At 48.7% G+C, this 20812-nt stretch carries 13 protein-coding genes and 1 other RNA gene; 9 read left to right on the top strand and 5 right to left on the bottom strand.

All coding sequences use genetic code 11. The annotated features are described in order from the left end of the window. Positions 1-143: 143 nt before the first annotated feature. Entirely contained in the window at positions 144-2618 is a 2475-nt protein-coding gene (locus GK108_RS24475) for a TonB-dependent receptor (protein WP_163954160.1), read from the top strand. A gap of 53 nt (positions 2619-2671) precedes the next feature. Beyond that, positions 2672-3829 (top strand): PepSY-associated TM helix domain-containing protein, encoded by a 1158-nt coding sequence (locus GK108_RS24470; RefSeq protein ID WP_212592875.1) that lies wholly within the window; start codon positions 2672-2674, stop codon positions 3827-3829. Positions 3830-3893: 64 nt separating this feature from the next. Here the strand turns inward: GK108_RS24470 and GK108_RS24465 are convergent, their stop codons facing one another. After that, positions 3894-6317, bottom strand: coding sequence for an ABC transporter permease (locus GK108_RS24465; RefSeq protein WP_163954155.1), 2424 nt, complete (start codon positions 6315-6317; stop codon positions 3894-3896). Between the two features lie 338 nt (positions 6318-6655). Here GK108_RS24465 and GK108_RS24460 point away from each other — a divergent pair, with 338 nt between their 5' ends. The 4 genes from GK108_RS24460 to GK108_RS24445 all read left to right on the top strand — a co-directional run bounded on the left by GK108_RS24460 (position 6656) and on the right by GK108_RS24445 (position 12073). Then, positions 6656-8794 carry an outer membrane protein assembly factor BamB family protein gene (locus GK108_RS24460; RefSeq protein WP_163954154.1) on the top strand — a complete coding sequence of 713 codons (2139 nt, stop codon included), beginning with the start codon at positions 6656-6658 and terminating at the stop codon, positions 8792-8794. Positions 8795-8850: 56 nt separating this feature from the next. Next, complete coding sequence (locus tag GK108_RS24455; RefSeq protein ID WP_163954153.1) at positions 8851-9999, top strand: DUF3179 domain-containing (seleno)protein; 1149 nt, start codon at positions 8851-8853, stop codon at positions 9997-9999. A 147-nt stretch (positions 10000-10146) separates the two neighbouring features. After that, the gene (locus GK108_RS24450) at positions 10147-10434 is read left to right on the top strand and encodes an autorepressor SdpR family transcription factor (RefSeq protein ID WP_163954152.1); all 288 of its coding nucleotides are present in this window, start codon (positions 10147-10149) and stop codon (positions 10432-10434) included. Between the two features lie 22 nt (positions 10435-10456). After that, positions 10457-12073 carry an alpha/beta fold hydrolase gene (locus GK108_RS24445; RefSeq protein WP_163954151.1) on the top strand — a complete coding sequence of 539 codons (1617 nt, stop codon included), beginning with the start codon at positions 10457-10459 and terminating at the stop codon, positions 12071-12073. A gap of 3 nt (positions 12074-12076) precedes the next feature. Here the strand turns inward: GK108_RS24445 and GK108_RS24440 are convergent, their stop codons facing one another. Further along, positions 12077-12718 carry a hypothetical protein gene (locus GK108_RS24440; RefSeq protein WP_163954150.1) on the bottom strand — a complete coding sequence of 214 codons (642 nt, stop codon included), beginning with the start codon at positions 12716-12718 and terminating at the stop codon, positions 12077-12079. A gap of 167 nt (positions 12719-12885) precedes the next feature. On the opposite strand from GK108_RS24440, the gene ssrA reads away from it, so the two are divergent. Continuing rightward, positions 12886-13260, top strand: a transfer-messenger RNA (tmRNA) gene (ssrA, locus tag GK108_RS24435). Positions 13261-13469: 209 nt separating this feature from the next. After that, a complete protein-coding gene (locus GK108_RS24430) occupies positions 13470-14261 on the top strand; it encodes an alpha/beta hydrolase (RefSeq protein WP_163954149.1) in 792 nt (263 codons plus the stop codon). A gap of 76 nt (positions 14262-14337) precedes the next feature. Here the strand turns inward: GK108_RS24430 and GK108_RS24425 are convergent, their stop codons facing one another. Then, on the bottom strand, positions 14338-16722 hold the full coding sequence (locus GK108_RS24425; protein ID WP_163954148.1) for a glycoside hydrolase family 3 N-terminal domain-containing protein: 2385 nt from the start codon (positions 16720-16722) through the stop codon (positions 14338-14340). A gap of 204 nt (positions 16723-16926) precedes the next feature. On the opposite strand from GK108_RS24425, the gene GK108_RS24420 reads away from it, so the two are divergent. Beyond that, a complete protein-coding gene (locus GK108_RS24420) occupies positions 16927-17643 on the top strand; it encodes an SDR family oxidoreductase (protein ID WP_163954147.1) in 717 nt (238 codons plus the stop codon). Between the two features lie 32 nt (positions 17644-17675). Here GK108_RS24420 and GK108_RS24415 read toward each other — a convergent pair whose 3' ends face one another. Together GK108_RS24415 and GK108_RS24410 are read right to left on the bottom strand one after the other, a co-directional pair. Beyond that, positions 17676-18161, bottom strand: coding sequence for an ankyrin repeat domain-containing protein (locus GK108_RS24415; RefSeq protein ID WP_163954146.1), 486 nt, complete (start codon positions 18159-18161; stop codon positions 17676-17678). A gap of 127 nt (positions 18162-18288) precedes the next feature. Beyond that, positions 18289-20812, bottom strand: a 2524-nt coding sequence (locus GK108_RS24410) for a putative Ig domain-containing protein (RefSeq protein ID WP_163954145.1), incomplete at its 5' end; no start/stop codon positions are given.

The raw sequence follows: 20812 nt of genomic DNA, 5'->3' as shown, positions 1-20812 counted from the left end.
TTAGGATGTGCGGCATTTTTCTTTTGGGATAGAAATTAGACTATCCAAGTATTTTCTACGAAGTATTGAAGTTTATTTAAAATTATTCTAAATAAACTTAATTTTGCAGCGACCAATCATTCTAACACAAGGAGCTGCTATAGATGAAACTCTTTTTTACATGTTTACTTTCCATCAATGCCCTACTGGTTTTGGCCCAGACAGGAAGTATAAAAGGGCGCGTTTCGAACGAGAATAATGAGCCGCTGGAGCTGATCCATATTGCCGTAAAAGGTACAGATAAAGGCATAACCACCGCTGAGTCGGGGGAGTTTACACTGGCTGGGCTAGCCGATGGAACCTATCAGCTAGTGGCATCAGGAGTGGGTTTACAAACCCTTGAACGTAAAGTAACGGTTCGAGGCAATGAAACATCTACGCTGAATCTGACCATGCGCGAAGATGCTAAACAGCTGCAGACCGTCGAGATCCTGGGTCGTCGGGAAACTACATATAAGAATGACGTATCGTTCATTGCCAGCAAAACCGCTACGCCTATCCGCGACGTACCACAGGCTATTAGCTACGTAACGAAAGAAGTGCTGCGTGATCAGGGCGCTTTTACGATGGGCGACGCGGTGAAGAATATGAGTGGTGTAAATCAGTTTACGTTTTACGATGACCTGACTATTCGTGGATTCCGGATGAACGGGGGAAGTACTACGCAGTTGTTCAACGGTCTGCGGACATTTTCAGGATTCTGGAAACAACCACCCGTCAATTACCTGGAACGGGTTGAGGTGATCAAAGGAGCAGCGTCGGCGTTGTACGGTAATACGTCGCCGGGTGGCACGCTTAACCGTGTCACGAAAAAACCATTGACGACTCCCCAGAAATCGTTGATGTTCACCACCGGTAGTTTCAATACGATGCGCGTGCTGGCCGATTTCACTGGTCCCATGAACGATAGCAAGACGCTGTTATACCGGCTGAATCTTGGTTATGTGAATGCTCAGAATTTCCGGAATCTTCAGTTTGATAAGAATCTGATCATTGCTCCATCTGTTTCGTTCCTGCCGACTGACAAAACCCGCATCAACTTCGATCTGGTGTATAACAATTCAGACAGCCGGTTAGATCGGGGACAGTCCGTAAAAGGCAACGACCTCTATTCCAGCTCCATTGCTACGTCGCTGAACGCCGTTAATGATTACCTGAAAGAAGAAACCTATCTGATTACTACGTCGCTGAACCATCAGTTCAGCCAGCATACATCGTTCAATATTGCCTATTTGCGGACGGGTTATTCGGAAGATCTGCTGGAACACCGGAGCAGTAATGTCAACGCGGTAGATTCGGCCGGAGCCGCCATCGATAATCTCGTGGCCCGGCAGGTATTTATCCGGAAAACCAAATCGTTCATGGACAACGTTTCGCTGTTTCTGAACCATAATGTCAATACGGGCCGGGCCGAACACAAGTTTGTATTTGGGTATGATTATATCCAGTCCAGCACACCCAAAGGATCTGGTCAGCAAACCGCCAATGGGTATCTGCTGAAGGCGGGAGGGGCTGCGGCCTATAACGCAAGACGCCCGGATTTGTATCAGTTTTATACTTACACCAACAACGGCGTTACGCGGAGCATTCCTAAGCCAAACGTTCCTTCCTACGACCTGACACTCCAGAATAACCAGCTCGAAGATCCGTCGAAATACATCTACAACGTAACGGCCAATGCAGCTACTACGCCCGTTTTTTATTCGTTACATGGTATTTACCTGCAGGAACAGTTGAAATTGAACCGTTTGCAGCTTCTGCTTGGCCTACGGTATGATACGTATGTCGACAAAAAAGGGTTTACGACCAGCAACGAAACGAACGTCACGCAGCATGCTTTGTTGCCACGTATTGGGGTTGTGTATGCCGTAAACAAACATATCAACCTGTATGGTACGTATACGAAAGGCTACAATCCACAAGATGCAACCGTCCAAAGCGATCCAACGTCGGGTGGACCATTTGATCCGATACGTAGCAGCCTGACCGAAGTGGGACTTAAAAGCGATTGGTTAGACGGGCGACTGACGGCCAACGTATCGTTGTATGACATTACGCAAACCAATACGTTGTATTCGGCCAATGCGGCTGATAACCCAAACCTGATGATTCAGATTGGCGAGGAGCGGGCAAAAGGCGTGGAATTCGACGTAACGGGCAATATTCTGCCAAACTGGAACCTGATTGTTACGTATAGCTACAACGATGCCAGGATTACGGATGCGGGTAGCCGTCCAGCCGACCAGGCTCTGGTGAATCTGCAAAAGCCCAATGCACCGACAAATCAGGGAAGTTTCTGGACAAAATATACGCTGATCAGCTCCAGTCTGAATGGTTTGGGTTTCGGTTTGGGGGGGAATTACGTGGGTGAACGGAATCTGTCGCTCAATAATGCCCAGACAATTCCGAGCTATTTGCTCCTAAACGCGGCCGTCTACTACAAGATTGAAAAGTTCCAATTTCAAATTAATCTAAATAACTTAGCGAATAAAACGTACTGGGTGGGTGGTTATGATTATCTCCGGTTATTTCCGGGAGCTCCCCGCAATTTCATGGCAACCGTATCCTATACGTTCTAATGCTGCATACAACCTGATTGACTGATACTGTGATCAAGATCGCTAAAACCATTATGGCGAAACTACATTTATGGCTGGGGCTCGGCTCCGGCCTTGTAGTTTTTATAGTGGCCCTGACAGGCTCGTTGCTGGTTTTTGAGGATGAGCTGGAGCCTGTTCTCTATCCTCGTTTTCACAAGGTCGACGTAGTGGAAGGCGCGCATCGGCTGCCACTCGATGCTATCGTATCCAGTGCGCAAAAAGCGTTTCCTGATAAAAAGGTGGGCCGAATTCTTGTCGAGCCCTACCCCGATCGGACGGTGATTGTAGCCTTAAAGCAGAGTAAAAAAGAAAAAGATCTACTCTCAGTGGCGGTTGATCCCTACACCGGGCAGGTGGTTGACAGTCGTGTAGAACAGGATTCGTTCTTTGCCGTGGTGATACGTCTGCATCGGTATCTGTGCATGGGCGATACAGGAAAGGTAATTACCGGTATTTCGTGTTGTTCCTTTCTGATTATTATGCTATCGGGGCTGGTGCTCTGGTGGCCGAATCGGAAAAACCGGAAGCAACGGTTCAGGGTAAAATGGGATGCGTCGTTTAAGCGTCTTAACTGGGATTTACACGCCGTGTTGGGCTTTTACGTAGTACCTTTCACGTTCCTGATTGCCTCGACCGGGCTTATCTGGAGCTATAAGTGGGTTAATAACCTGCTCTTTTATGCCTTTGACGGGAAGCCCCAAACCAAGCGGGAAGCTCCGGCTAATCCAACAGCCGCAGTTGTGAAGCAAGCTGTTTTTTTTGAGAAGATTTATACGGAAACAAACCGATTGCTACCCAATACGGGACTCGTTACGTTGACAATGCCGGACAAAGATAGTCTGGCCGTTACCGTATCGAAAAGTAACGACGAAGCAGCTATCAGCAATATTGTCGATTTCCTTTATTTCGACAATAAAACCGGCGATTTGGTGAAAAAGCGACTGTATGATGACGAAACCAAGGGTTTCAAGGCTCGTCGGGTCATTTTCCCGATTCATACCGGAAGTTTGCTTGGGTGGCCCACTAAAATTATTGCGCTGTTGGCGGCTCTGACAACCGCTAGTTTACCCGTAACAGGGTTTATGATCTGGTGGGGCAGAACCCGGAAGAAAAAAGCACCGGAGAAAACGAGAAAGCCCATTGCAGCCAGGGCCGTCCCCCGAAAATTGCCACGCGTTACGCAGGTATAAAAACCTTGTCAATCAGGTAACAAAAAGCGCAAAGTAGACAATACTTTGCGCTTTTTGTTACCCGTTATTCTGCTCGCAAACTTCGGACTGGATTCATTAGCGCGGCTTTTATACTTTGGAAGCTGACTGTCAGCAGGGCAATACCAATAGCCAGCAAACCGGCTAGCAGGAAGATCCACCACTGGATATCAATCTTGTAGGCGAATGCCTGCAACCAGGTACTCATGGCATACCAGGCTACCGGACTGGCGAGTAGTATGGCAATGACAACCAGCTTAAGGAAATCCTGGGAAAGAAGGCCGACAATGCTGGGTACAGACGCACCCAATACCTTTCTGACGCCAATTTCTTTGGTCCGTTGCTCGGCCATAAACGTAGCTAAGCCAAACAAACCCAGGCAGGCAACAAAGATGGTTAGGCCAGCGAACAGGCCCAGAATCTGGCCGGTTTTTTCTTCTGCCAGATACGTCTTATTGAAGCTCTCATCCAGAAACGAATACGTAAAGGGTTCGTCGGGAACGAGCGGAGCCCATTGTTTTTTCAGGTCGTCGATCAACCCGGCTACTGATTGCGGTCTCGTTTTAATAATGAGGTAGCCTCCGCCATTGCCAAGCGTCATGAGTAATGGCGTAATACGTTCGTGCATCGATTTGAAGTGAAAATCTTTGACGATGCCCAGCACTCGATACGTGGATTTAGTGCCGTCATTATTCGGGCGCGTCAGCGTATGGCCCAGTGCGTTCTGGCCCCAGCCCAGCGCTTTAGCCGCTGTTTCATTGATTAGAATACCCGACGAATCGGTACCAAATTCAGGGGAGAAATTCCGACCTGCTACGAGTTGCATACCCATCGTGGACAGATATCGATAATCGACATTGTAACATAGGGTTTTGGTGAGCTGCTCTTCTTTATTGTCGGCGTAAACAATGAAATTATTTGAATCGCTGGGGCCGGCTGGTAGGTAGGGTGAAATACTGGCATTGACCACCCGCGAATCCTGTACTAACTGATTTCGAAGCACATCTTCGTGCTGGCCCAATCGCCATGCCTGATGAACAACCAGCACCTGGTCGCGATCGTAACCGAGTTTTTTGTGTTGAATATAGTTTAACTGCTGGTATACGACGGTGGTACCAATTGTGAGCAGGATGGAGATGAAAAACTGGAAAACGACCAGGCCGCTACGTAGTCCGATACCGGCCCGGCGGACCGATGCCATTCCGCCTTTCAGTACCGTAACGGGTTTAAACGATGACAGGAAAAAAGCCGGATAACTACCCGCCAGAACACCAACCAATACGCCGAACGCAACAAGTGCCAGAATCAGGCCGGGAATTTGTGAGCCAGAGAAGGATAACTCTTTGCCCGATAAGGTATTAAAAGCGGGTAGTGCCAGGTAAATGAAACCGAAAGCCAGCACCATCGAGAGCCCGGTCAACAGAATCGATTCAATCAGAAACTGACTAACGAGGGTTTGTTTGAGTGAGCCCATAACCTTTCTAATCCCAACTTCTTTAGCCCGTTTCGAAGCTCCAGCGGTAGAAAGATTCATGAAGTTGATACACGCAATTAATAGCATGAAAATGGCTACCGCGCCAAAAATATAAACGTACTGAATGTCGCCGTTTGCTTCAATTTCACCCGTCAGATTGGACCGTAAATGAATATCGGTTAGGGGTTGTAACAGAAAGCCCACATCGTTACCCTTCTGGCGGAACTGGGTCATGCTCATCCCAAAAGCCTGCTGAATTTGTGGCCCCATGTGTTTGAGGACAACCTGCGGGAGTTTGGCTTCCAGTTGTTTATAATCATAGTTTTCGGGTAAAAGCAGATACGTATAATAACCAGAGCTCATCCATGAGGTTGATTTTGAGTCTGCTACGCCAGCCATCGACAATAAAAAGTCGAAATGGAAATGAGAATTCGTTGGTATCTTATCGATCAGGCCGGTAATGGTGAATGTTGTTGGTTCGCCTTTAACCGTTAGTACCTTTCCAATTGGATTATCGTTGCCGAAGTATTTGTGGGCAATCGCCTGTGTAATCACGGCGGTGTTGGGACGTAGAAGTGCTGTTTTAGGGTCTCCCTGGAGCAGAGGGAGCGTAAAAACATTGAAAAAATTGGAGTCGACAAAGGCAACGGTTTGTTCCTTGAACGTTTTTTCCTTGTAGGTAAATGTAGGAGCCCAGCTCCAGCGGATTCGCGTAGCGTCCATCACTTCGGGGAAGCTGGCTTTTAGCGCCTGAGCCGTTGGCGGCATGACAGATGCTTCGTTGATCTGCCCACCGTTCATCGTTCCCCGAAAAACGACGCGTACAATTTGATCGGCTTTCTTGTTGAAGCGATCATAGCTTAGTTCGTCAAGAACGAACAGACTGATCAGCAGACACGTAGCAAGACCAAGGGCCAAACCCACAATATTGATGGCCGAGAAAGCTTTGTTACGCAGCAGATTTCGCCAGGCGATTTTTATGTAATTACGGAGCATACTATTGGTTCGCTAAAGTTCCTGAAAAAAAGTTGGTCAAGTGTTATGCCAGATTTATAATGGGTTGATTGTTAATTCGGTAATACATGCCTGTTGGTAGTATTGTCCGATTGCGTACAGCATTTGGTCCGATACTGAACACCAGGGGACATGTTATCTAGTACGTTCCTCGTTTGTTTAAAGGCAATGCAATGTACTATGCAAAGCATAATACCGGTTTGTTTTTATGTGAATGGTTATTTCGCCAGTTAGATGGCAGACAACATGAAGAAATGAATCCTGATTCTTACCGGAATTAGACATTTGATGTAGATTTGCTGTACTACTCCTTTACCTAAATGAAACGAATCTTCCTGCCAATCGGCGCCCTGGCTATTGTGTTGTTGGGGTGGGCTCAGTTTACCCAGAACGCAACCGACGATAAGCCCAACGATTATACAAACTGGAGCGAATATTTGGGAGGGCCGGACCGAAGCCATTATTCCGCTTTAAGGCAGATTACGCCCGAGAACGTAACAAAACTCCAGGTCGCCTGGACGTACGCGTCGCCCGATAGCGGGCAAATCCAGACCAATCCTATTATTGTTGATGGTGTATTGTATGGCGTAACTCCTACTGTACAGGCGTTTGCTCTCGATGCCAAAACGGGTAAAGAATTGTGGAAGTTTGGTGATCCACTCAAAGTATGGCATAGTACGAGTCGGGGAGTGGCCTATTGGCAATCGGGCGATGATAAGCGGATTTTATACACTGTCGGGCCGAAGCTATACGCGCTGGACGCCAGAACGGGGAAACCTATTCCGAGCTTTGGTGACAATGGGACGGCAGACTTGCACGACGGTTTAGGAGCGGCCGCCAAAGATAAATTCATCATTTCCAATACGCCCGGTACCATCTTCGAGGATCTGATTGTGATGCCCGTCAGAGTGGCCGAAGAAGTAGGGGGCGCTCCGGGTTACATTCGGGCGTTCAACGTTCGGACGGGGAAACTCGCCTGGACGTTTTACACTATTCCAAGACCGGGCGAAGTGGGCTATACAACGTGGCCCAAAGATGCGTATCGAAACCCGGACATCGGGGCCGCCAACAACTGGTCGGGCATGGCTGTCGATCGCCGTCGGGGTATTTTATACGTACCGACCGGATCGCCGTCCTATGATTTTTACGGCGGCAATCGCCTGGGCGATAATCTGTTTGCGAATTGCCTGCTGGCGCTGGATGCTCGTACGGGTAAGCGATTATGGCATTTTCAGGCCGTTCACCATGATTTGTGGGATCGTGATTTCCCGGCTCCGCCTAACCTGGTAACCGTACGCCAGAATGGCCCCGACGGTAAACCTCGAACCATTGACGCCGTAGCGCAGGTAACGAAGTCGGGCTTTGTGTTTGTCTTTGATCGGGTGACCGGCAGAGCGTTGTTCCCGATTAAAGAAGTTCCGGTTCCCCAATCAGATATTCCCGGCGAAGTAACGGCGCCAACGCAGCCGGTTCCGCAACGACCCGCTCCGTTTGCCCGGCAAACAATGACCGAATCCGATATTAATCCACATTCCAGCGACCGGGATTCGCTGCTAAACGTCTTTCGGTCGGTTGGCACGCGCTTTTATGAGCCAATCAGCAAACGCGGGAGTCTGATGTTTCCGGGCACCGATGGGGGCGCCGAATGGGGTGGGGCCGCTGCTGATCCGGAGGGTATTTTGTACGTAAACGCTAACGATGTGCCCTGGATATTCAAGATGATCGATGCGCCCAAAAACGATGAACTAGCGCACCTTAGCCCAGGACAGCGCGTTTATACGCAAAACTGCATTAGTTGTCACGGGCCAGAGCGTAAGGGCAATGCCCGGAGTGGTTATCCATCGTTAGTAGATATAGGTCAGCGACGAGATCGGGCTTACGTAACACAAATCGTTAGTAACGGTAAAGGGATGATGCCCGGATTTACTGCCTTGTCGGGTGAGGAGAAGCAGGCTCTGGTTGCTTTCCTGTTCGGCGACGAAAAGCAGGAAGTGGGGAGCGGAGCCGTTGCTACGAAGAGCAAACAGCCTTATCTGCCTTACAAAGTAACGGGCTACAATAAATTTCAGGATAGCAAAGGGTATCCAGCCATTGCACCACCCTGGGGAACGCTGAATGCTATTAATCTGAACACAGGCGAATACCTCTGGAAAGTGCCGCTTGGCGAAGATAAAGCTCTGAAAGAAAAAGGGATTAAAAACACCGGTACCGAAAACTATGGGGGGCCGGTGGTAACGGCAAGTGGACTACTTTTTATTGCGGCCACCAAGGATGAGAAGTTTCGTGCTTTCGACAAAAAGACGGGAAAACTGCTTTGGGAAACCGATTTACCAGCCGCTGGGTTTGCTACGCCTGCAACGTATCAGGTAGATGGAAAGCAATTTGTGGTAATTGCCTGTGGCGGAGCAAAACTTGGGGCCAGAAAAGGCAATCAATACGTTGCTTTTGCCTTACCATAGGGTATCTGTTCTTCTAAACGTATACGCTACGAGTTCTATTAATTCGATTGATTACGATGAAAATCCTTTTCTATATTGGTGTTGTTGGCATGATACTGTTCGAAATAGCGAACGTTTATTTTATCATGCCCATGCCTGGTAGCCAGCGAATGATCAGTATCGATCTGGCCTATTTTCTGTATTCGTCGCGCTGGATTTATCGGATGTTATTTGCCGTTCTGATTATGTTGGGCATTGCGAATGCCTTTAAGCAAACAAGATGGCTGGCTCTCCTGGCACTGGTTCTGGTGGCTGGGGTGGGATATGCTTTCAACTTCCGGATGGCGGCCGATCATATGTTTTACCAGCCCGGCCGTTTGGTTTTTTCAACGGCGCGTGATAATAAGGTTGTAAAATTGGACCGGGAAATAGTGGGTGTGTCGCTTAATGGGCAGGCTAAAGCGTACCCTATCCAGTACGTCGGTTATCATCACCAGATTCGAGATACGGTTGGCGGACAGGTTGTTATTGTTACGTATTGTACAGTTTGCCGAACAGCGCGTGTCTTTCGGCCGGTGGTTAATAACCAGCCTGAGTTATTTCGACTGGTTGGGATGGATCATTTTAATGCCATGTTCGAAGATGCCACAACGGGGAGTTGGTGGCGCCAGGCCAACGGAGAAGCCGTTGCAGGACCGCTCCGTGGCGATACGTTGCCCGAAGTATTCAGTCAGCAAATGACGATGAAACAGTGGCTTGCGCTTCACCCGAATAGCCTGATTATGCAGCCAGATACAGCCTACAATGCATCGTATGCAAAACTGGATAAATATGAACGCGGCAAAGGAGGTAGTGACTTAACAAAGACCGATAGCCTGTCGTGGCGTGAAAAATCCTGGGTTATTGGCCTTGAGCTGAATAAACAAACAAAAGCGTACGACTGGAATCGCCTGAAGCGCGAGCGGGTTATCAGCGATACATTAGGAGGGAAGCCCGTTATGCTTGTGCTAGCGTCAGACGATCGAAGCTTTTTTGCGTATGAACGGCCTTTGGTATCGGATCGCTTTATACTCAGGCATGATACGTTAACGGCTGGTAAACAGCTCTTTTCTTTGTCTGGCCATCCCATTAGCAATTCGGCTATGGCTACACTTACTCGAATACCCGCTTATCAGGAGTTCTGGCACAGTTGGCAGACATTTCACCCCAAAACGGCTCGATACTGATAGTCTTTCACGACTAGTTGATCTAGTATAACGGTTAGTCTGGAGTTGATGCAAGTGCCATTGATCAGCCGTATGGACCGTTTAGTAAAATTTAGATATTTGTCTAAATAATTAATTAAATATTTGTCTAACTATTTAATCGAGCAGATGAATAACCTCTTTAAAGCACTGAATGATCCAACACGTCGGGAGATACTGGATCTGTTACGGGAGGGCGACCTGAATGCTGGCGAAATCGCTGACCGTTTCAATATGACAAAACCCAGTATATCCCATCATCTGGATTTGCTACGTCAGGCGGGTTTGGTTGAGTCGGTAAAGCAGGGACAGTTTATTACGTATTCGTTGAATACAACCGTACTGGATGAGTTGCTGGCCTGGCTGATGAGCTTCCAGACAACAGAAAAGCCAGCTTCTGAAAAAACACCTAAATAAACCTTATACTCCTGTAAGAATCATGAAAGCGAATCGTGTACTCCGTGAAAGCCTTCTCGTTACGTTGTTAGCTAGTCCATTTGTCTTTCTTTTTATTGTCTGGAATGAGCTGCCGTCTACGTTTCCTACTCACTTTTCTATATCCGGCGAGCCTGACCGGTTTGGTAATAAAACGGAAGTACTGACCGTAATGGGCGTAATAACGGCATTCCTGTATACAATATTGACCGTTATCCCCTATATCGATCCCAAAAAACGCCTGACTGCGGCTAATTATGATCGCGTACGCAGGTCGTTTAGCCTGCTTTGGTCGGGGTTTCTGGTCATCATGTTCTGGGCGATCTGGCGCGGCATTTCGACCGAAATCGTCCCGACGCTCACTACGTCCTTTGTCTGTCTGCTTTTTGCGGCATTAGGGAATGTAATGGTTAGCTTACCATCGAATTATTTTGTGGGAATACGTACGCCCTGGACGCTCGACAATCAGGATAACTGGCGGAAGACGCACCGTTTGGCGGGACGTATATGGGTCATTGGCGGGGTCGTAGGATTCATAGGCGGTCTGTTTCTTCCCGAGCCATATAAGGTTATCTGGGTACTGGTCATTACGGCCATTATCTCATTAGTGCCTATGGGCTATTCATACTGGCTTTATCGGAAACAACTAGTTCTGCTGGTTGGGTTACTGCTTCTGGCGGGTATGGCCCAGGCGCAAACCGACGAGCCCATTCATTACGCCATTACGGCTCCGGCTGGCGTTAGCCTGACGCTGGATGGCACGCTTACATTACCTGCCCAAGCCAAAACGCCCATGCCTGCTGTGTTGATCATTGCAGGGTCGGGGGCAACCGACCGGGATGGGAATAGCCCGGCACCCATTGGTGGTTTTGGTACGCTCAAAGCGGGTACATATCGCCAGTTAGCAGATAGTTTGGTTAAGGCTGGAATTGCCGTAGCGCGGTATGATAAACGCGGGTCGGGCACAAACATTCCTGCGGCCATCAAAGTAATAAAGCCACAGGAGCACCGATTTGACTACTACGTTAGTGATGCCGTTGGCTTCATCAAACAACTTCAGGCGGATAAGCGCTTCTCTAAAGTGATCGTGGCCGGGCATAGCGAAGGCTCACTGGTGGGTATGCTAGCCGCCATAGATACAAAAGCAGACGGCTATATTTCCATTGCCGGAGCCGGACGAAATATTGCCGATGTATTGAAAGTACAGCTACAGGGATTGCCCGACGAACAGCGCCAACTTGCCTATCGGGATCTGGATTCGCTACGTAACGGACAAACCGTTCAGAAACCCGCACAGGCAGCCATTATGGTACTACACCCCATCGTGCAGCCGGGCATGATATCCTGGATGAAATACGATCCGGCGGTAGAGATCAAAAAATTTAAAGGACCGGTACTGATCATTAATGGAAAACGCGATACGCAGGTGGCGGCTAGTGAAGCCGAGTTGTTAAAAGCCGCCAGACCCGATGCTCAATTGGTATTATTCGACGAAATGAATCACGTACTGAAAAACGCCCAGGAGAGTCAGTTGGAAAACATAAAGACGTATGCAGACCCATCGTTACCATTAACACCAGGTGTTGCGCCTGCTATTATCAGTTTTGTGAAGAGGTTATAATTGTTAGTTGGCCGAATAGTGATGCAGGTAGCTAATTAACCGTTCGAAGTGAAGTTGCTCATGTGGATTCTGAGTCTGCCGAACCAGTAGGTGGCGATAGCTATCGATTAATCCATCAAAATAAGGATTATAGTCGAGTCGGGCGGCAATCAACCCTTTATAACACCGATGTGTTTGATTATAGACGTATTGACAGGGTTGAGCCGGGTATTCGTTTAATAATCGATCCAGTGCCGACAGCGAGCCCGATTTTTCCAGGAATTCGAATCCTTTCGTTACGAAAAACTCTTCAATCTGGCTGCAGATATCGGAAATGTCGTCTTCCGAGTGAATTTTATATCGGAAATATTGAAAGCCGTTGAACTTGCCAATGGAAAGAATCAACGTATTGGCTTCGGTACGGAAGTCGGGAATATTGTTTAAAAACTGTTGTGCTATCTGTTCAATCTGATTATTTCTACAGCCGAAGTTCACTTCCAGAATAGTCTCATTGCCATAGAAGGAAGGGGATAGTATAATATTCTGAAAACCGATAGGCGTAGTACGTCGATACTGCTTTTTATCGGGCAGTAAAACAAAGGAATGCTCCTGAAAGAAGGGAGTCAGAGCCTCGAATAAGTTCGTTTCAAACGGTGTCGTAGTCATTGTCGTTAGGTTATAAAGTAGAGGAAGTTCGTTAACGGCTTAACCCGCTAGTAGCGAATAAGTTTATTAAAGTTAGAATAAAATGAGCGTATATTTCAGGCTAGTAGTCGAACTAAATCGGGTAGGTTCTGGTTGGTAATAAGCACGCCCGATGAGGGAGTCATTTTGGGGACGACCGGAATTGACAGCTTGCTGAGGTCGCGTGTAAGCATGCCGGGAGTTGGCGGAATTTCCCGACCCGAACAAATCGTCAAAACAATAACTGGCGAGTATAACTACGCCATGGCTGCTTAATCCGGAGGATTAACCAATAGCCATTGTCTCCCCAGCCTACGTGCTGCTGGTTGGATCAGGAGGCATCGACTCGCAGCGCTGGCTCGGTTTATGGTGTTAACAGCTGAGTGAGAAACAAGCACCTACGGATGAGGTTTGGTTTGGTACACACCGGGCCGATTCCCGACAATCTTAAGGGTACCTAAGCATGTAGAAAGCACGACGGGTTCCTTGACTGGACGAGAGTTCGAATCTCTCCGTCTCCACAAAACCGCAAAAACCCCCGAAATCAGCCTGATTTCGGGGGTTTTTTATTATCACCCCAAAAAACGATGGTTTTGATACTACAATAAAAACGATTTTAACCTGGGTTAAACTTAGTGTGTGTTGTGTTGCCGACCTTTGTTATGTCCAGAGCACAATTATCTGGATATAAATAAGTTAAAACGGAAAAATTTCACCAAAACGCAACACAATCATGAAAACTAATGCCCCCAAAACCGTCGTTTTTATCACCGGTGCTTTCGTTACACATCATGGCTGGAAACCCTGGCAGGACTATTTTGAAGCGAAAGGATATAAGACGCTGGCGCCTGCCTGGCCTTATAAAGATGGTACTGCCGCTGAACTCCGTGCTCGCCAGCCACACGATACTGATCTGGCGAAATTAACCCTGAGCGAACTGGTTGAGCATTACGCCAATTTTGTGAAAGCACTACCTGAAAAACCAATCATTATCGGCCATTCGCTGGGCGGTCTTATTACGCAGATTTTGCTAAACCGGGATCTGGCCGAAGCCGCCGTAGCGATTCACTCCGTGCCTCCTCAGGGGGTTATTCCGTATGAATTTTCGTTCCTGAAAGCGGGCTGGAAAGCGCTGGGCCTGTTTACTGATCTGGACAAAACGTATCTGATGTCTTTCGAAGACTGGCAGTATGCGTTTGTGAATGAAATGTCGCTGGACGATCAGAAAAAAGCCTACGATGAGAATACGATCCCTGAATCAAAAGTGGTGGCGAGGGGTGGCCTTACCAGTGCTGCCCACGTCGATTTCGATAAGCCCCATGCTCCGCTGTTGATGACGTCGGGAAGTCTCGATAACATTATTCCCGCTCACCTGAACAATCGCAACCTGAAAGCCTATAAAGAAAATGGCTCGGTGCTGGATTACAAGGAGTTTGAAGGCCGCAATCACTACGTACTGGGTCAACCCACCTGGCAGGAAGATGCGGATTATATATTGGAATGGTTAGCGAAAAATACAAAATGATTGATTGGATACGTGTAAAAATAGAGATGCCATGTCTTTAAGACATGGCATCTCTATAGTAGCGAAGCGGAACGTTTTATCGCTTTACCTGAATATCCGTTGGGAGCAGAAAGTCCTGCTTCAACCGAATATCATCCGAAGAGGCTCCGATCAGTACGGTAAAGTCGCCCTTTTCAGCAACCCAGTTCATGGCTGAATTGAGTAGCATCAGATCACTAGCCCGTAGCTGGAACGTAACGGTTTTTTGTTCACCGGCTTTAAGGGGAATCCGGGCGAATTTTTTGAGTTGCTTAACCGGACTAACCACCGAACTCACTTTGTCGCTGATGTATAACTGAGCTACTTCGTCGCCATCGCGGCTGCTGCGGTTCGTGATTGTAAACGTTACGTTCACCTGTACATCGCTGGCAGAAGGTATTACATCGACCTTTAGTCCTCCATATTCGAAGGTCGAATAGCTTAGGCCAAACCCAAACGGAAAGAGTGGCTTAGCGTCTGATTCTACGTAATCGTGGTGAGTTGGGTTTTTGTAGTTGTAATAAATGGGGAGCTGCCCAACCGATTTTGGGATCGAAATCGGGAGCCGTCCTGCCGGATTGTAATCGCCAAATAGCACATCCGCAATAGCATTGCCGCCTTCCTGTCCGGGATACCAGGCATCCACAATGGCCGGTACGTTTTCGGCGGACCAGTTTACATTGAGCGGACGTCCTTTGATCAGCACCAGTACGACCGGTTTCCCGGTTTTTACAATGGCCTGCAATAGTTCCAGCTGTTTACCCATCAGATCGAGGTTAACCCGATCGAAACCCTCACCGCTTTCCATGTCGCTGATAGATGTGGCGTTTACCTTGGCCGCGCCCGTACTCTGGTATTCCGTTTTGAAATCGCGGGCGCTGGAACCGCCCAGCACCACAACGGCTACGTCGGATTTTTGCGCGGCTAATACGGCTTCGGCGATGGTGTTGGTCGACGTATCGCGGATGCTACAGCCTTTAACGTACTGAATTTGGGTATTGGAACCAAGTTTGTTACGTATGCCCTGCAATACGGTCACTACGTTGCCGTCGGCCTGGGGAGCCGTATAATCGCCCAGTTGATTATACACGTTGTCGGCGTTAGGGCCAATCACCGCAATGGTTTTTAGCGATTTGGACAGCGGTAATATGTTGTTGCTATTTTTCAGCAGCGTGATCGATTCGCGGGCTACCTGCCGGGCTAATGCTACGTTACTAGCCGTTTTTACCTGCGAACGGGCTTTTTCCGGATCGACATAGGGTGATTCGAATAAACCCATGGCAAATTTCATCCGTAGTACACGACTAACAGCCGTATCCAGTACGGCCATGGAAACAGCCCCTTTATTGATGGCTTCCTGAAGCGCTTTACCAAAACCGTACCCACTCAGGTCCGAATCAAGACCGGCGTTGATGGCCAGTGCAGCGGCATCGGCAGGGCTAGCCGCTACGTGGTGATTACTAAACAGTCCCGAAATACTACCCAAATCCGACACAACGTAGCCGTTGAATTTCCACTGATCACGCAGCACGGTTTTCAGCAAAAACGGGTTCGCCGAACAGGGAATTCCATCGATGGAATTATAGGCGGTCATAATGGAAAGCGCCCCCGCACCGACGGCATCCCGAAACGGCGGGAGATAAACCTGCATGAGTTCGCGAATACCGGGGCTTACGCTACCGCCATTGTGGCCACCTTCCGGTACGCCATAGGCCGTAAAGTGTTTCAGGGTTGATATAATGTTAGCCCCGCTTTTTATGCTCGCTCCCTGAAAACCGGTTACCATCGCTATCCCCATTTGTCCATTCAGCACAGGGTCTTCGTCGTACGTTTCTTCTACCCGCGACCAGCGAGGTTCACGAGCCAGGTCGAGCACGGGGCCGTAGCCTACGTGAGCACCTTGTACTCGTGCTTCCAGGGCAATAGCCGCAGCCATTTTTTGAATAAGCGCCGGATTCCACGTACTGCCCTGACCCAGTGCGGTCGGAAATACTGTTGTACCGATTGCCATATGGCCGTGCGGACATTCCTCGGCCAGCAGAAGAGGGATGCCTAGTCGGGTGTTTTCGATGACGTATTTCTGAAGGGCATTAGTCGCCTGGGCCGCCTGGGCCGGATTTAAGCCTGTTTTTAGCGTCTTTTGCGTCCAAGGGTCGGCCCGTAACGTGGCCCAAAGCATGCCCATTCGCTGTTCGGCAACTGCTTTCTTGAACTTATCGCTTACAGATATCGAATTATCTCGTTTGTCATACATTTCCCAGCCTAGTAACGTAGCAAGCTGCCCAACTTTTTCCTCGTTAGTCATGCGGGCGAGCAAGTCACGAACACGACTCTCGATCGGTGATGCCGGGTTTTTATAGATGGGCTGTTGGGCCGTGGACGAAATAGACGTAGCAAAAGAGAGAAAGGCTACTATAGCCAACGAAAGTAATAGACGATTCATGCCGGATGAACGGATAAAGTACAAGGTTCCATCGCTAATAGCGACGTTTTCCGAAGATCACCAAAAATAGACATGGATTATTAAATTATTTTAAAAACGTCCTATCAGCTCTTTATGATTTTACGTCCCCCACTCGTTCAGAATCCTTGAAACCTTCGATTTGGCTACCGAGTTATTGCTACGTCAAATAATAGTTATTCATTCATGGCAGATATAGCAAAGGTTGCTCTGATTACGGGAGCTTCGAAAGGTATTGGATACGGCATAGCCGAAGCGTTAGTCAAACAGGGCGTGAACGTAGCGATTACAGGTCGTTCTGAAGAGAGTGTACAGGCAGCCGCCGACGCACTCAATCAAATCAGTGCTGACAGTGCACTGGGTATAGTGGCCGATGTTCGGGATTTATCGTCGCAGCAACAGGTGGTAAGCACTATTCTGGAAAAATGGCAGCGGCTGGATTATGTGATAGCCAACGCCGGAGTAGGCCATTTTGCGCCCATCCAGGAATTAACGCCTGAGCTTTGGCAGGAAACCATCGATATTAACCTGACGGGCGTGTTCTATACGGCCAAAGCGACCATCGACGCTTTGAAGAAAACGGAGGGGTATTTTATCACCATATCCAGTCTGGCGGGTACGAACTTCTTTGAAAAGGGAGCTGCCTATAACGCCAGTAAGTTCGGCCTGGTTGGTTTTTCGCAGGCCATTATGCTCGACCTACGTAGTGAAGGCATCAAAGTAACGACCATTATGCCGGGATCGGTGGCTACGCATTTCAATAACCACCAACCGAATGAAAAAGACGCCTGGAAAATCCAGCCGGAAGATATTGGCCAGCTGGTTGTCGATTTAATACGTATGCCGGCCCGGACGCTGCCAAGCAAGATCGAAGTGCGTCCGTCGCGGCCGGGTGGTAACTAATGGCTACATGATACGTAACAGAAGCCTTGTACTTATTTTTGAAGGAGTTGCAGGGCTTCTGTATTTTCTTTCTGGATGGCATAATCAGCGGCAGTTAAGCCACGCGCATCACGAATAGATTTATCCGCGCCGTTTTCCAGTAATAAGCTGACGATCTGATTTTGTCCGAACATCGTGGCAAACATCAGAGCCGTATTACCATTTCCGTTCTGACTATTCAGATCGGCACCACTATCAATCAGGAGTTGTACCAGATCGGTATAGCCCTTAAAACTAATTCCCATTAGGGGCGTGTTGCCACTGGCGTCTTTAAGATTTATATCAGCACCTGCTTTCAGCAAAGCCTTCACTACGTCAGCATGATTGTTGTAAGTGGCTAACGTTAAGGCCGTAAATCCCTTTTCATCCTGAAGATTTACGTTGATATTGGCACTGATGCGCTGATTAATGAAGGCTAAATCGCCAGTGCGGGCGGCATCAAAAAACTGGGATTCGGATAGAGCCGTGTAGAAAGACATGCGTGTGCAGAATATGAAACTCACTAATCAGAGTGAACCTGTTCAGTGCTATGAAATTTGAGTGTTGAAAATACAAAACCCCACTAACATAATCGCTAATGGGGTTTTGTATTTTATCGAACTACAATTAATCTCTAATGATTTTGATAACCTGTTGTTGGTTGCCGCTTTGGACGTTCAGGAAGTAGATACCACTATCGCGCCCTACTTTCAGTGTAAGTCGCTCTAATGCAGCCGGTTGAGGGATCTGCCGCTCACTGGTTAATCGACCAATTTCATTGAGCATAGATACATTTAATGGCGAACCAACTGCACCGCGAACTTCGAGGTCAACATCTTCGCCATGAATGGGATTTCCCAGTACGCTCACCTGCAAAGTCGATTCCTGACTAACGCGTTGCCGCGCTCCCGAATTGCAAACCGCCAGCCAGTTGTACGTATAGCTGACCTGGGTGCCATTCTGAACGGCTACTAACGTAATGGCTGGTTTATCAGTGTACAATCGTAGCGTGTACGGACCCGGAGCCGTTGTTGGCGGCATTTCATTCGTAACCGAAAAACTAATCGGTGAACCTGTTATGCCAGTATATACCGGATTAAAGGTTAACTGACGCTCATAAGTGGTTACGGCCACACAACTCACCGTTGTTACGTTGGCAATGGCGAAACTGCCCTCCGGTGTATTGCCCTGATTTACTGTCAGCAGGAAGTTGGTACTGGCCGATAAACCACCCGGATCGGTAGCCGTTACGGTTATGGTGAAAGGCGAACCAACGGTTGTGGTTGGGGTTCCTGAGATGGTTGCTGGCGCAACAAAGTTCAAGCCGTTTGGCAGTCCGCTAACCGACAAAACTAGGTTAGTTGGCGTCTCCGCATCGGTGAACGTAGCGCCCGGAATCTGGAAATTAAACCCAGAACCTGCCGTTGAGTATTGGGGAGCAATTGTATTGGCTACTATTGGTGGCGTGTTACCTGATGGGGTTCCTGCGCAAACCGCCAGCCAGTTATACGTATAGCTACCCGCCTGACCATTCTGCACGGCCTGTAACGTAATGACTGGTTGGTCGATATACAACCGTAGCGTGTATGGTCCTGGAGCCGTTGTTGGACCCAGTTCATTCACGACGGAGAAGCTAATTGGTGACGCCGTTGCCCCTGAATAGATTGGGTTAAATGTCAGCTGACGCTCATAAGCGGTTACGGTAGCACAACTCACTGTCGTTACGTTCGCAATCGCAAAATTGCCACCTGGAATCGTTATCGTAGGAATAACCGATAGGGCAAAGCTCGTACTGGCCGATAATCCTCCTGGATCAAGCGCGGTGATCGTTACGGTCGATACGCCCGTGGTGGATGGTGTTCCACTGATCACACTTCCCGACAGGTTTAATCCGGCTGGCAAACCTTGAGCCGAAAAGGTCAGTACTTGCTGATCGGGATCGGAGAAATATGCATTCAGATTGAGTTGATAGGCTTGTCCCTGCGTAATGATCTGATTGAGTATGCCAGACGTGGTAGGCGGATTATTGGGGCTAACACCTGTCTGACAAGCATTAACCCAATGATAACTAAACCGGGCTTCGCTGTTTCCGGCCTGGTTAGCCACCAGTGTAACAATCGGATTGTCCTGATAAAGCTGTAGCGAATACGGTCCCGGCGCGGTGGTTGGTGGCATTTCATTCACTACTGAGAACGAAATCGGATTGCTGTTTTGACCACTGTATTGGGGAGAAAATAGAATGCTGTAGCGACCTCTGGCGGCATCTATAACCTGACAGGACACCGTTGTGACACTCGTGATGGCAAATACACCCGGCAGGATACTAACGGCGACGGGTTGTGAGATAGGGCTTGTACAGCTTCCCACTGTGCAGGATGCGGAAAGGGTGTAATTTCCGGGCTGTGTCAATGTATAGACCGATCCGCTCGAGGTGCCGCTACCACCGGCTACATTCCAGTTTATGGTGCCTGTGCAGCCCATAGCACTAACCGATATTGGCTGATTCGTTGTGGTTGGGCTACTGGCAACCAGCGAAGGAGCATCCAGCGTGCTATTGCTCGTGACTGTTGTGGAGGCAAGCGCCGTACAACTGTTGGCGTCAGTAGCAATCACAAAATAAGTTCCTGGCGTATTTACGATTGCTGTGTTTCCTGTATTGCCGCCGATCTGCGTTGCTCCATTACTAAACGTGTAACTGACACCTCCAGTAGCTATCAGTGTTGCTTCAGGGGCGTTGCAGGTTAATGGGCCATTATTACTCAGTGTAGCTACTGGCGCCGTAGGATCGGCCAAATTAACCGATCCTCCCAACAACGCCGTACAGCCATTGCTGGTAATCGAGAAGGCCGAATAGCTTCCTGCACTCAAGCCCGTCAGCGTGAAGGCGTTGCTGGCCACCGTTACGGTCTTAGGACTGCCCGCGCCGGTATAGCTCAACTGATATGTACCGTCGGGGAGATTGGTGGAGGAAAAGCTGATGCTGCCATTGGTGCCCGCACAGGTGGTTGGTCCGGCGGTGGTGCTGATAGCCAGGGTTGGAGCCGCTGGATCAGCCAGGGTTACGCTCGATCCCAATAATGCCGTGCAACCGTTGTTTGTAATCGAGAAGGCCGAATAGCTGCCCGCGCTCAAGCCTGTCAAACTGAAGGCA

Source organism: Spirosoma terrae, from assembly GCF_010435915.1.
In the GTDB taxonomy this organism is placed as follows: Bacteria; Bacteroidota; Bacteroidia; order Cytophagales; family Spirosomataceae; genus Spirosoma; species Spirosoma terrae.
Note: the sequence above shows the minus strand (reverse complement) of the source record. Positions and strands in the feature narration are given on the sequence as shown.